Source organism: Pseudomonas sp. LBUM1660, from assembly GCF_059695935.1.
Genome location: NZ_CP166795.1, coordinates 4922350 through 4935235, shown reverse-complemented (window position 1 = coordinate 4935235; position 12886 = coordinate 4922350). Strand labels below are relative to the sequence as shown.

14 protein-coding genes are annotated in these 12886 nt (G+C 59.0%); 5 read left to right on the top strand and 9 right to left on the bottom strand.

Annotated features, from left to right (window positions below; genetic code table 11):
• Positions 1 to 40: 40 nt before the first annotated feature.
• Together ACA068_RS22925 and ACA068_RS22920 are read left to right on the top strand one after the other, a co-directional pair.
• Positions 41 to 427, top strand: a complete 387-nt coding sequence (locus ACA068_RS22925) for a tetratricopeptide repeat protein (RefSeq protein ID WP_403100402.1) — start codon at positions 41 to 43, stop codon at positions 425 to 427.
• A gap of 246 nt (positions 428 to 673) precedes the next feature.
• On the top strand, positions 674 to 1033 hold the full coding sequence (locus ACA068_RS22920; RefSeq protein ID WP_497304992.1) for a PilZ domain-containing protein: 360 nt from the start codon (positions 674 to 676) through the stop codon (positions 1031 to 1033).
• Between the two features lie 153 nt (positions 1034 to 1186).
• Here ACA068_RS22920 and ACA068_RS22915 read toward each other — a convergent pair whose 3' ends face one another.
• The 8 genes from ACA068_RS22915 to ACA068_RS22880 all read right to left on the bottom strand — a co-directional run bounded on the left by ACA068_RS22915 (position 1187) and on the right by ACA068_RS22880 (position 9132).
• Positions 1187 to 1570 (bottom strand): DUF6124 family protein, encoded by a 384-nt coding sequence (locus ACA068_RS22915; RefSeq protein WP_497304990.1) that lies wholly within the window; start codon positions 1568 to 1570, stop codon positions 1187 to 1189.
• Between the two features lie 282 nt (positions 1571 to 1852).
• Entirely contained in the window at positions 1853 to 2071 is a 219-nt protein-coding gene (locus tag ACA068_RS22910) for a hypothetical protein (RefSeq protein ID WP_497304989.1), read from the bottom strand.
• 135 nt (positions 2072 to 2206) lie between these two features.
• Positions 2207 to 3538: a DUF58 domain-containing protein gene (locus tag ACA068_RS22905; protein ID WP_497304987.1), complete on the bottom strand. Its 1332-nt coding sequence runs from the start codon at positions 3536 to 3538 to the stop codon at positions 2207 to 2209.
• A 205-nt stretch (positions 3539 to 3743) separates the two neighbouring features.
• Positions 3744 to 4745, bottom strand: coding sequence for an AAA family ATPase (locus ACA068_RS22900; RefSeq protein ID WP_219095516.1), 1002 nt, complete (start codon positions 4743 to 4745; stop codon positions 3744 to 3746).
• Positions 4742 to 5905: a DUF4350 domain-containing protein gene (locus ACA068_RS22895; protein WP_497304986.1), complete on the bottom strand. Its 1164-nt coding sequence runs from the start codon at positions 5903 to 5905 to the stop codon at positions 4742 to 4744. The genes ACA068_RS22900 and ACA068_RS22895 overlap by 4 nt, the downstream gene beginning before the upstream one ends.
• The gene (locus ACA068_RS22890) at positions 5902 to 7446 is read right to left on the bottom strand and encodes a DUF4129 domain-containing protein (RefSeq protein ID WP_497304985.1); all 1545 of its coding nucleotides are present in this window, start codon (positions 7444 to 7446) and stop codon (positions 5902 to 5904) included. The genes ACA068_RS22895 and ACA068_RS22890 overlap by 4 nt, the downstream gene beginning before the upstream one ends.
• Entirely contained in the window at positions 7433 to 8410 is a 978-nt protein-coding gene (locus ACA068_RS22885) for a stage II sporulation protein M (protein WP_497304983.1), read from the bottom strand. The genes ACA068_RS22890 and ACA068_RS22885 overlap by 14 nt, the downstream gene beginning before the upstream one ends.
• Entirely contained in the window at positions 8407 to 9132 is a 726-nt protein-coding gene (locus ACA068_RS22880) for an RDD family protein (RefSeq protein ID WP_497304982.1), read from the bottom strand. Before ACA068_RS22880 ends, ACA068_RS22885 begins: the two co-directional genes overlap by 4 nt.
• Positions 9133 to 9314: 182 nt before the next feature.
• Between ACA068_RS22880 and sbcB the strand changes: the two genes are divergently transcribed.
• Complete coding sequence (gene sbcB, locus ACA068_RS22875; RefSeq protein WP_497304980.1) at positions 9315 to 10745, top strand: exodeoxyribonuclease I; 1431 nt, start codon at positions 9315 to 9317, stop codon at positions 10743 to 10745.
• Between the two features lie 99 nt (positions 10746 to 10844).
• Here sbcB and mvaT read toward each other — a convergent pair whose 3' ends face one another.
• Positions 10845 to 11222: a histone-like nucleoid-structuring protein MvaT gene (gene mvaT, locus ACA068_RS22870; RefSeq protein WP_007933316.1), complete on the bottom strand. Its 378-nt coding sequence runs from the start codon at positions 11220 to 11222 to the stop codon at positions 10845 to 10847.
• Positions 11223 to 11562: 340 nt separating this feature from the next.
• On the opposite strand from mvaT, the gene purU reads away from it, so the two are divergent.
• Together purU and ACA068_RS22860 are read left to right on the top strand one after the other, a co-directional pair.
• Positions 11563 to 12411, top strand: a complete 849-nt coding sequence (purU, locus tag ACA068_RS22865) for a formyltetrahydrofolate deformylase (protein WP_497304978.1) — start codon at positions 11563 to 11565, stop codon at positions 12409 to 12411.
• A gap of 86 nt (positions 12412 to 12497) precedes the next feature.
• A complete protein-coding gene (locus ACA068_RS22860) occupies positions 12498 to 12674 on the top strand; it encodes a hypothetical protein (protein WP_497304976.1) in 177 nt (58 codons plus the stop codon).
• Positions 12675 to 12886 lie beyond the last annotated feature (212 nt).

The following is a 12886-nucleotide window of genomic DNA, read 5'->3' as shown; positions in this document are numbered from 1 at the left end:
GCTCACGGGTCGATACAGAGCTCAAGACAGGAGATCCCCCATGCGATTCGTGCCCATTGCCGCCCTTGCCCTCAGCGTCCTCAGCGTCACGGGCTGCACCCGTTGGTCGATGAACCACCATTTGAACCTCGCCTACAGTGCTTACGACCGTGGCAATTGCGAGCAGGTGATGCTCGAATTGTCGAAAGTCGAGCGCTCCAGCCGTGCGCGGCCTTATGTGTGGCCGGAAGTGTCGATGATGCGCGGCCAGTGCCTGGAGCGGCAGAAGCTGTTCATCGATGCGGCGCAGACTTATCAGTTCATCATGGCGTCGTACCCGCAAAGCGAATACGCATACCGCGCCCGCGCCCGTCTGGAAACCTTGCAGAGCCTGGGCCATTACCCGACTCGCAGCGCAGCAGCAGCCGTGCGCCCGACGCAGTTCTGATTGCCGTTGTCATGCAAAGGCTGGCCGCCCGGCGGTGGTGAGCTATAGTCGAATGGATCGGTTTTAGAGCCATGTCTCTAGATCGAGGTCATACCTGTAACCGGCAGCCGTAAGCGTCAGCGGATTCATGGACTGACGCACCGGGAACGGGGAGAGCGCGCCAGGCTTTTTCAAAAAGAGCAAAAACAGGCACGTTCCGAAGCATTAGTGCGGCCCTGCTTAAGGGCCTTGCTGGGCCAACTGCGCATGTTTACCGACCGCCGGATCAAGCGGCATCAATTGCCGTATTTTCTGAAAGTGTTCAACAGCGTCACCGACAAACCCATCGGCTTTCTGGGCAATGTGTCCACCGACGGGCTGATGCTCATCAGCCAGTTGCCCATGATGGTGGGCGTCGATTTTGACCTGCGATTGAAAATCCCCGCCAGCGACGGTTGCCAGCAGGTCATTGACCTGACGGCGTGTTGTTTGTGGTGCCACGAAGACGAAACCCCCCACCATTACGACGCCGGGTTCAGCCTGCAACGGGCACCGCCGGAGTATGGGCAATTGGTGGAGGCGTTGACGCAGTACTTCAGTTTTCAGCCGATGCCGGCGTCTGCCTGAGTGTTGTGGTGCATCTGCAATGGCCATCGCGAGCAGGCTCGCTCCTACATGGATATCGGCTGTCCACGCATGTTGTGGTCACCGAAGATCCCCTGTGGGAGCGAGCCTGCTCGCGATGGCGTCAGCCCAGACAACAAATAAAAAGACTGAACTTTACGTCGCCTTGATCGCCTTCTCGTTATCCAGCGACCGCTCCACCAGCATCAACCCCAACTCACTCATCCGGTAAATCGCCATCGCCAGATGCCGCGGCTTGTCCTCCAGACTTTCCGCCAGGTCGAGTAGCAGAATGCTGACCGTCGAGAATGTTTCGTAGGTCTCGATGGTCAAGGCTTCGGGGTTGGCATCAGGGACAACGGTGAACATCTTCATGGCGCGTTCCTCGGTGGTGCGTTCGTTAGCAAAGCACGATTTGGTGTTTTTTTGAGCAAGATGGTGGTTCAGCGCTTTTTGGGCGGCGGTATGAAGTTTTTTTGGATCGAAAGTGGCATAGGGTGAGCGCGTAGGCTCGGAAGGGGCAGGTGTAGCCTTCGACATTGGGTTAACTCCTTGTTGGATCGCTGATGAGTAGCGATAGGAGAACCTTAATCGGGGTGACTCTCGCCCGAAGTCAGTCGGGGGCACCGCAGGTTGTAGGCAGAAGCAACTGATTATGTAGCCGTTGTACGGTTTCTTGTATATACGTGTAGGACCAGGGTGAGTGTCGGCATGGGCATGGGCATGGGCATGACCATGCCCATGCCCATTGGCCACAGCAAAGCGAGTCTCTCCACTGCATCACTCTTCGCTTCGGGCAAAGGGACTACAAAACTCGAACACCTATTCTCCTTTGAAGTCAGTTGACACAGAGAGAAGAGCCAACGAGATAAACTCTTGATTTTGATCCAGTGTTTCTAGTGCATCTCTTATGTGGCCTGCGACATTGATCGCACCTTGCTTCTCAGCCCAGATAGTGAGCTCATCTATAGCCGCACCCAACGCTAGTTGGTTCTGGTTGATCTTGATTAGCACTGACGCGAATAGATATTTATCGTCCATGATTTATTCCTTGCTAGCTATTTGGTATTTCGGATTTTCATTGAAAGTACTTACTTCAGCTTTGCTGCATTGCTGAGGCCCGACATCGCCACCTTTTTTATCGCTAAGAAATGGCTTCTTTTACGATTATCGCTATTACATAGCGCCTTCTTTCTTCCACCCCAAATACCGCGTCACCAACTCGGCCCCCAACTCTGAGGGCCGGGCATCCACCACCGGCACTCCATGAGCACTCAACTGCTCATGGAGTTGCGCCCGGTCATTCAAGTAATCCACCGTCCCGCAATAGGTCAGCGCCTCCGGCAAGGTTTGCACCGGTGCGTGGCGCAAACCGTCGAGCAAGTCCTCGCGCAGACTCGCCACCAGCACCCGATGCAGTTTGCTCAGGCGTTTGACGGCGGTCAGCAGTTCTTCGTCGTCTTCGTCGCGCAGGTTGGTGACCAGCACCACCAGCGCACGGCGTTTCTGTCGGGCCAGTAGCTGCGTGGCGGCAGCCTGGTAGTCGGCGGGGCGTTGGGTGCTGTCGAGGTCGTAGACGGTGTTGAGCAATACGTTGAGCTGGCCCGTGCCTTTGACCGGGGCGAGGTAATGCGCTCGATCACTGGCAAAGGTGGTTAGGCCCACTGCATCGCCTTGGCGCAGGGCGATGTAGCTGAGCAACAGACAGGCATTGAGTGCGTGATCGAAATGGGCCAGTTCACCGTCCTGGCTGCGCATCCGTCGGCCGCAATCGAGCATGAAGATGATCTGCTGGTCGCGCTCATCCTGATACTCGCGGGCGATGGGTGTGCGTTGGCGGGCGGTGGCCTTCCAGTCGATCTGGCGCAGGCTGTCGCCTTCACGGAATTCGCGCAGTTGATGGAATTCCAGGCCCAGGCCACGACGTTGGCGCTGGCGCACGCCAAGTTGGCTGAGCCAGTTATCCACCGCCAGCAGTTCACCGCCGTAGAGACGGGCGAAGTCGGGGTAGACGCGAGTGCTGTCGGTCACGTTAAGCAGGCGTTTGTCGGACCATAAGCCCAAGGGGCTCGGCAGGTTGATTTCGCAGTGTTCGAAGGTGAAGTGGCCGCGCTTGATGGGGCGCAATCGATAGCCGACCTGGCTCTGCTGGCCGGGTTGCAGTTCCACCGAAAGCGGCAGGTTTTCGAAGCTCAGGCCTTCCGGAACATGGTCGAAGATCTGGATGTTCAGGGATTGAGCAAAGTCATGCTCGACCTCCAGCCGCACTTCGCTCCATCGACCGAGCGCCAGGCTGCCGGGCATCTGGCGTTGGAGGCGCGGTGAGGGCAGACGTTTGAGGCGAATGGCGTCGAGAATGGCCAGGACCAGCAGTGCCAGCAGCAATCCCCAGTTGATCGACGACAGGCTCGAGGGGACGTCGAATTCCAGTGCCTGCAACGCGCCCAGCACGATGCCGATGGCCAGCAGCACGGCGAGCCAGATCAGCAACAGGCGTGACGGTTTCATCAGCGCACACCTTTTGTGGCAAAAGAGCTTTCTGTGGCGAGGGAGCTTGTCGGAACGCCGCATCGTCCCGCTGGGTTGCGCAGCAGCCCCAAAACCATCCAGCGCAGAGTGTCAGATAAAACGTGCCTTTCTGATTTGCGACTGCTGCGCAGCCGAGCGGGAGCAAGCTCCCTCGCCACAGGGTTTGTGTTGGGCAGGGATGTAATCACAGCCGTGGCGCCGGTACTTGGTCAAGCAACTGCTTGAGCACCTGATCGACGTCCAGCCCTTCGATGTCGAACTCGGGGGCGATCCGTACACGATGGCGCAGCACCGCCAGGGCGCAGCCTTTGATGTCATCAGGTATCACGAAGTCGCCGCCACGCAGCAGTGCGCGGGCGCGGGCGCAACGCACCAGGGCAATGGAGGCGCGTGGCCCGGCGCCGAGGGTCAGGCCCGGCCAGGTGCGGGTGGTGCGGGCCAGGCGCACGGCGTAATCGAGGACCTGATCGTCCAGCGGCAGGTCGCTGGCGATGCGCTGCAAGGCCAGCACGTCCTTGGCTTGCAACACGGTGCGCAGCGGTTGCACGTCGAGCATGTCGGCACGGGTCGAGCGGCTGACCTGACGGACCATGTCCAGCTCTTGCTCGGCGTCGGGGTAGTCCATGCGCACCTTGAGCATGAAGCGGTCGAGCTCGGCTTCGGGCAGTGGATACGTGCCTTCCTGTTCGATCGGGTTTTGCGTGGCGAGCACCATGAACGGTTGCACGATGGGCAAGGCGCGGCCTTCCAGGGTGACCTGGCGTTCCTGCATGGCTTCAAGCAACGCGGCCTGGGTTTTCGCCGGCGCACGGTTGATCTCGTCAGCCAACAGCAAGTTTGTGAATATCGGACCTTTGCGCAGTTTGAACTGCTCGGTGTTCAGGTCGTAGACCGCGTGCCCGGTAACGTCGCTGGGCATCAGGTCCGGGGTGAACTGGATGCGCGCGAACTCGCCGCCAAAGCAGCGGGCGAGGGCACGCACCAGCAGCGTTTTACCCAAGCCCGGCACACCTTCGAGCAACACATGACCACCGGCAATCAGTGCGGTGAGGACGTCGTCGATCACGCTGTTCTGGCCGATCACGGCTTTTTGCAGCTCATTGCGCACAGCCTGGGCCAACTGACTGGCGCGCTGGCGTTGCTGGGCGGCGTGGGTCGCGCTGCCAGGCTCGATCTGTTGACTCATAGCGTGTTCCTCAAAGTTTGCAGGTGGGCGACCTGACGGCTGAAATCAGCGCTGGACAGCCGCTGTTTCGGTCGCGGGCTCATTGCCTGGCTGATGGCGCGTGTGGGTTGGCCGGTCAGGCGCGCGAGCACCAGCCATTGTTCGGCGACGCCGAGTTGTTCGAAACCGGGATGACGGCGCCGCACGCGCCGCAGGATGTCTTGTTGCAAGGCTTGCAGCAGGTGCTGCTGCCCGTTGCGGCGCAACATGAAGTCGGCGCTGGCACGCAGGTGTTCCTGAAGTTGCCGGCGCCCTTTCGACGCCGGTGCCAGCATCGGACCCTGGCGCACTCCGACATGCCATAGCGCAAGACCGATCAGGGCGATGAGGGCGACCAACGCCTGCGGGAAGTTGCGCAGCAGCAAGGTCAGCAGACTGTCGTGATCGGTGTTGAACAGCAAGGTCACGCTCGTGTCGGCGGTCAGGTACCAGAGCAGCCAGGCGTTGTCGTATTGGTCGATGGCGGGGGTTTTCCACAGGTCGGCGTCGGTGACCACGGTGATCGAACCGAGCCCGTGGTTCAGCTGCATCATGTGCGTGGCCTTGCCACTGTTGGCCCAGGCTTGCGCGAGGTTTCTCGGGTCTTCGAGATGGAACGCGGTATCGAAACTGGCGTAGGCCGGCGCGTTCTCGTCTTCCAGATACAGCTTGGTCAGTTTGGGGAACGGGTCGTCAAGGATGTCCGGCGGCGGCTCCTTGAGGTCTTTGCTCAGCGACTGATGCACCTGCACACGATCGAGCAGCAGGTCATTGCTCTGGCCGGTCTTTTCATCCCACAGCGACTGGGCGACAAACAACAGGCGCCCGCCGGCCCGGGTCCAGTTCATCACTTGGTCGATCTGGCGTGGGGTCATGTTGTAGCGGTCGCCGAGCAACAGCAGGCTGTGCTGACGCGGATCGAGGGTGGGCAGCACGTCGAGGCTGTTGGCATGGCCGACGGTCAGGCCTTGTTTGCGCAGGAAATGCTCGGCGGCCAGATAGGGATTGGCCAGGGCTTCGGGTGTCGGGCCGTGATCGATTTCGGCCTGATAGGGCGTGGCCTTCAGGTACAGATAAACACTCAGCGCGCCCACCAGCACGGTGATGAACACGCCGACCGAAAGCCACCAGCGCCGGCTCAACGGGCGGCTCCCGGGCCGAACAAGGTTCGCCAGCCGTCACACAGTTCCTGTTGCAAATGCGCGGGTGGCAGGCGATGTCCGTAGGCCATGTTCTGCCAGTGCCCGGTCAAGGTTTTGCTGAAGGCGAGCAAGGCCGGTTGGTGCAGTTGCTCGACGCGTTGCAGCACCTCGCCTTCGGTGTCGGCGGGTTTCAGCGCCATGTTGTGATCGTGCAACAAATGGCTGAGCAGGGCGCGATAGAGCAATCCGAGGGCCGCGCGCGGGTTGGTTTGCCAGAGAGTTTCGGCGCTGGCGGCAATGTCGGCGGGCAGGGTTTCGCGGCTCAGGTCCAGGCCGAATGCTTGTTGCGGTAACGGACGCTCGGCTCTTCGGTTCAACACCGGCCGACGGCTGACGAATGCCTGCAACCAGTCGCGGTAACGCCAGATCAGCAAACCGATGGCGCTCATTACGGCGGCCCAGAGCAGCACTTCAATCAGGTTGGCTATAAAGCCGAAACGCTGGCTGTCGAGCAGACCGGCCAACGCCTTCAGCCATTCAGGTGTTTTCCCGCCGTCCGGGGTTTTGGTGTCGGGTTTATCTTCGCCAAATCGGTAGCGGGTCACCGTTTCCTTGTTCTTGAACGGGGGCTGATCGAGGATTGATTTGATGCTGTCTCTGGAGGCCTGGCTGGTCAGTGGTTGCTCCAGCAGACGTGGGCTGTCCGGGGTAATGACCGGCTCGGCGGCCCAGACGTTTTGCGTGCTCGGCACCAGCATTATCGCCGCGAGCAGCAGCGTGACCGCCGTGGTGTTGAGGCGTTGGCGCAATCGGCGGAACACCAGTTCGATGTCCCAGGCTTCCAGCACCGTGCGCCGATTCAGATAGAGGCTGAAACCGCAGGCCACGTAGATCGGTTCCCAGACAATCAGCACCAGCACGTAAAAGAAATTGGTCAGGTGTTCCAGCCAGCGCCAATCCTGGGTGGCCACGGCGATCAAGGTCTGCCAGCTCCATTCGAGTTCAACCTGCTGTGGCAGGAACATATAGAACAGCACCATCAGGCCAATCCACAGCGCACTTTCCAGGTGCACGCCAATGATCGTCAACCACTGCGCGGCGCCGGCGTTGCGCTGCAGCAGCACCCGCAAGCGCTGTTGTCGTTCATCACCCTCCAGGCCTTCGAGTTGCACCACCGGCATCAGAAAACTGCGGCTCAGGCTCAATCGTCGCCAGGTCAGGCTGGCCAACAGTTGTGGCTTGAGCAGGCGCGGCCATTGGCGCAATGCCTGTTTCAACGTGGGCGTTTCGCCGAACATGGCTTTGGACAGGATGTACAACGGCAAGCGCTCGAACGCCGGTTTCAACCACCAGAAGATGAACACGGCGAGGGAGGGTGAATCCCACAGGAAAAAGCTGAGCAGCGCGAAGATCGGCAAGGTGATGATGGCCCAACTGGTCATCAGCAACCGTCGGTGGCGCTGGCTCAGCAGCACGCCCAGGTCCATGGCTTCCCAAGAGGTGCGCGGGCGGATCACGACCGTGGCGTCACTCAGGCGCATGGCGGGTCCGTCCGGCAAACAGCAAGTAAGTCGCCACCAACAACCACAGCGCCGCGCCGACCAGGTATTTGGTCGTGGGTGCCGGCGCGGTCATCGACGACCAGTAGGCTTCGATAAACGCGGCAATCAGCAGAAACAACATGACGCCACAGATCAGCAACACGCTTTTGCGCGCCGCCAGTCGCAACGCTTCGGCACGGGGCAGGCGTCCCGGTGCGATCAACGCCCAGCCTAGCTGCAAGCCGGCGGCACCGGCCAGGGCAATGGCGCTCAGCTCGAACGCGCCATGACCGATCACGAACGACCAGAAGGTCTGCCCGAAACCGATGTGCGTCAGGTGTCCGGCCACCGCACCGATCATCAAACCATTGAACAGCAGGAAAAACGCGCTGCCCAGACCAAACAGCAAACCGCTGGCAAAGGTCTGAAAGGCAATGCCGATGTTGTGCATGATGTAGTAACCGAACATCACCCAGTCTTCACTGGCGGCGCGTTCCGCCGAGCGGCCCAAATGGCCGGCGACCGGGTCGTACATGCTTTGCATCTCATTGACCTGCTCGGCCGGGATCAGGTTGTAGACCAGGTCCGGGAACAGATACACCAGCAGCGCGAAGCCAATCAGGCTGCCAAAAAACATCAGGCCGGCGGCGAGCACAAAGCGCCATTGTTCGCGCACCAACCGCGGAAATCCGGCAAGGATAAAGCTCAGAATGTTGGCGCCCAGTCGACTGCGATGTCGGTAAAGCTGTTGATGCCCGCGCAGCACCTGTTGCTGCAAGGAGTCAATCAGGAAACTGCTGTAGCCGCGTTCCTGAGCCAGTGCCAGTTGTTGGCAGAGCCGTCGATAGTCTTTCGGGAAACCGGCAATGCCGGACGCTTCCTTGCCGCGCTCCAGCTGTTCGAGCATCACGGAAAACCGCGCCCATTCGGCCTTGTGGCGATTTTCGAAAAGGCTTTGCTTCATGCGGGCCCCAACAAACCACGAGCGATGGCGTTAAGTTCCGCCACGGCGCGTGGCGTGGGAACCTGCAAAGGTTGGGCAAGGATGGACGCGAGTTCATGGGTCCGCGCCTCGGAAAGGTCGCCTTGGCGCTCGGCAAACCCGAGGACGGCGCGTTGCTCGGGTAGCGTCAGGGCAAAGGTCGGGCGCCGAGGCTGGACGTCGGGCAGTTGCGGTCGGGTCAACGGTTGTTCGCGGTAGATGACCAGCGTGCCGGCGGCCAGGTCACCGAGGCGTTTGAAGGAGGGGTGTTGCAGGCAACTGATGGCCCCGAGGAAGTAGCCAAACGGCAACAGGTCGACGAATCGCAACAGGTTACGCAACAGCGAGGCGGACCATCCGATCGGGGTGCCGTCGTCATGTACCACGCGCAACCCCATCCATTGTTTGCCCGGCGAACGGCCTTGATTCAGCACCTCGAACAGCACCATGTACCACCAGCTCACTCCGAACAACAGGATCGAGCCCAGCCCGGCGCCGAGTTTTCCGAGAAACGCCAACACGATAAACAGCACGCCGAGTATCAGCCCGCGTAACCCGAGGTCGATGGAGAAGGCCAGCGCACGAACCATCAACCCGGCTGGGCGCAGTGGCAAGTCGATGCCTTCGGGCGTTTCGACTTGATACCGCGTGTCCAGTGGCGGGGGCAGCGTCGCTTTCCTTGGCAGTGCTGTGGTCTCGAGCATGGGCAACCTTGATGTGGCCTGTTCGGGATTCGATGTCCGTCCGATGCTAGCAGCCTCTCGGGGTGAAACGACATAACTATGTAGTGCACGTTGCGTAACCAGAGCTGATTGAATGACAAGTTACTGGCCGGGGCGGGATGTGAACGCCTAGACTTTGCCGATCTTCAGTTCAGGAACAGCCCGTGACCTCGATCTTCTGGTACGACTACGAAACCACTGGCATCAATCCCCGATGCGACCGTCCGCTGCAGGTGGCTGGGATTCGCACCGACTTCGATCTCAATGAAATAGACGAGCCGGTCAACCTCTTCTGTCAGCCCAGCGATGACATCCTGCCGCATCCGGCAGCTTGCGCGATCACCGGTATTACGCCCGGTCAACTGGCCGAACACGGTCTGAGCGAAGCCGACTTCATGACCCGGGTGCACGCTCAACTGGCGGCGCCGGGTACGTGTGGGGCGGGTTACAACACGTTGCGCTTCGATGACGAGATGACCCGTTACAGCCTGTACCGAAACTTTTTCGACCCATATGCCCGCGAATGGCAGGGCGGCAACAGCCGCTGGGACCTGATTGATGTGGTGCGTGCAGCCTATGCCTTGCGCCCCGATGGCCTCGTCTGGCCAACCGATGATGATGGGCGGGTGACGCTCAAGCTCGAACGGCTGACCGCCGCCAATGGCATTGACCACGGCAATGCCCACGAGGCGCTGTCGGACGTTCGCGCCACCATCGCCCTGGCTCGGCTTATTCGCGAGAAGCAGCCGAAGTTGTATGACTGGCTGTTTCAGTTGCGCAGCAAACAAAAGGTGATGGATCAGATTCGGCTGTTACAGCCGATGGTGCACATTTCCGGGCGATTCTCGGCGGCTCGCAGTTATGTGGGTGTGGTGCTGCCACTGGCCTGGCATCCGCGCAACAAAAACGCCCTGATTGTCTGTGACCTGCATCTGGATCCCCAGGGGTTGCTTGATCTGGACGCAGAGACCTTGCGTCAGCGCCTGTATACCCGCCGTGATGACCTGGCCGACGGCGAATTGCCGGTGCCCCTCAAGCTAATTCATATCAACAAGTGCCCGGTGGTGGCGCCGCTGTCGGTACTTCGCCCTGATGATCAGCAGCGCCTGGAGCTGGACATGGCGCTTTATCAGGATCGCGTACTGCGGCTAAGTGACGCACAACAAGTTTGGCGAGATAAAGTGTTGGCGATTTATACCAGCGAAGATTTCACCTCGAGTCAGGATCCCGAGCAACAGTTATACGACGGTTTTATCGGTGATCGGGACCGTCGGCTATGTGAGCAAGTCAGGGCCGCCGACCCTGCCCAATTATCACAACAGCAATGGCCTTTCGATGACGAACGTTTACCTGAATTATTGTTTCGTTATCGCGCACGCAACTTTCCCGATACGTTGAATTCCGAGGAGCAAGAGCGCTGGCGAATATTCTGTCAGCAACGTTTGTCGACCCCTGAGTGGGGCGCGCCCAATACGCTTGAAAGTTTCGTAGAAGCCGCAGCCCAATTGAGCGTTACTGCTACAACGTTTCAGCGAGAGGTACTGAATGAATGGCAGAATTATGTCCAGGGATTACGCAAACGTTTGAATCTTTGAAAACGAAAAATGCCCGGGCTGTATTCCGCGCATAAAAAAACGCCAGCATCAGCTGGCGTTATTTTTTGTCGCGGATAAGTCTTTGACAACCTCTTGGGCTTAGCCCAGCAGGGTAGCCCAGCCTTCAACCACGTCACCGCCCCACTTGGCTTTCCACTCTTTCAGAGTCTTGTGGTTGCCACCTTTGGTTTCGATGACTTCGCCGTTGTGCGGGTTTTTGTATTGTTTAACTTTGCGAGCACGCTTGGTGCCAGTAGTTTTTACTGCGCCGCCGCGTGGTGCTTTGGTCTTGGACTCTGGGTCCAGCAACGCGATGATGTCACGCAGGGACTTGGAGTATTCGCCCATCAGGGTGCGCAGTTTGCCTTCGAATTCCAGCTCGGTTTGCAGTTTGTCGTCTTGGGACAGGTTCTTCAAACGGGCTTGCAGCTCTTTGATAGCTTCTTCGGTGGCGCGATATTCGTTGATCAAGGACATGAGGACTACCTTATGTTGGGCACTGGATGGCAGGGTGACAGTGTCGCAATAATAGTCAGGGTGTTTCATCAAGTAAACATTTAACCGGCTTTTTATTTAAATTAGTTGCGAAGAATAGGGCGTAAATTCAACGCAGAGTTAAAAGTGTGATGCAGTCATCACAGATATTCACAATTGAGCGCTTGAAGATTGACTACAAGAACACCATCGCGCGGGTGGTGAGGTGCTGCCGGAATCTGTTCCACTGACCCGCGTGCAGGTCAATGTGTCATCAATACTGCAGTTTTGCTGCGCACTCGCTAGAATGGCGGCCTTTGCGAAGTTCTGGAGTTTCCCCCTCATGCGCACTTTTCGGCTGGTGATTGCTTGCCCGGACCGCGTCGGCATCGTTGCTAAAGTCAGTAACTTTCTGGCGTCACATAACGGCTGGATCACTGAAGCGAGCCATCACTCGGACAATCAGAGTGGCTGGTTCTTCATGCGTCACGAAATTCGTGCCGATTCGCTGCCTTTCGGTATTGAAGCCTTTCGCGAAGCGTTTGCACCCATTGCCGAAGAGTTCTCGATGAACTGGCGCATTACCGACACCGCGCAGAAAAAGCGCGTTGTGTTGATGGCCAGCCGTGAATCCCACTGTCTGGCTGACTTGCTGCATCGCTGGCACAGTGACGAACTGGACTGCGAAATTTCCTGTGTGATTTCCAACCACGACGACTTGCGCAGCATGGTCGAGTGGCACGGCATTCCTTATTACCACGTGCCGGTCAATCCACAGGACAAAGAGCCGGCCTTCGCCAAAGTCTCGCGCCTGGTCAAACAGCACGATGCCGAAGTGGTGGTACTTGCCCGTTACATGCAAATCCTGCCGCCCGCGTTGTGCAGGGAATATGCGCACAAGGTCATCAACATTCACCACAGCTTCCTGCCGTCGTTCGTCGGCGCCAAGCCGTATCACCAGGCCTCGATGCGTGGCGTGAAGTTGATCGGCGCGACGTGCCACTACGTGACCGAAGAACTGGACGCCGGTCCGATCATCGAGCAGGACGTGGTGCGCGTCAGCCACAGCGACAGCATTGAAGACATGGTGCGTTTCGGCCGTGACGTCGAGAAAATGGTGCTGGCCCGCGGTCTGCGTTATCACCTGGAAGACCGGGTGCTGGTGCATGGCAACAAGACCGTGGTGTTCTGATAGCCACACACCACGGTTGAAATTCGAAGGGCCTGGGCGTTCAATCGCTTCAGGCCCTTCGCCGTTTCTGCACTGAGGACATGACCATGGCCGATCCACTCGACAAAGCTACCTCCAAGGCCCCCGCCACAATGGGAGAGGGCTGTTTGAGTCGCTACGACCCGGATGACATGAGCCCCGAAGACGGCACGGAGTTCCCCGGTGCCGCCGAATTGTGGGAGCAGTTGCAGCAACCACCCGACGAAGAAATCGACGAAGCCTGAAAGATTGTCCGAACGTGCTCCCACTTTCGGCAGCGCCCATATGGGATATGCGGTGAATGACCCAACGCCATCGCGAGCAGGCTCACTCCCACAGGGGATCTATGCCACACCGAAGATCCCTGTGGGAGCGAGCCTGCTCGCGATGAGGCCCAAATCGGCGCTACAAATGTCCATGTAGGGGCCGTGAGTTCGGGCCGCGTTCGGACGATCTT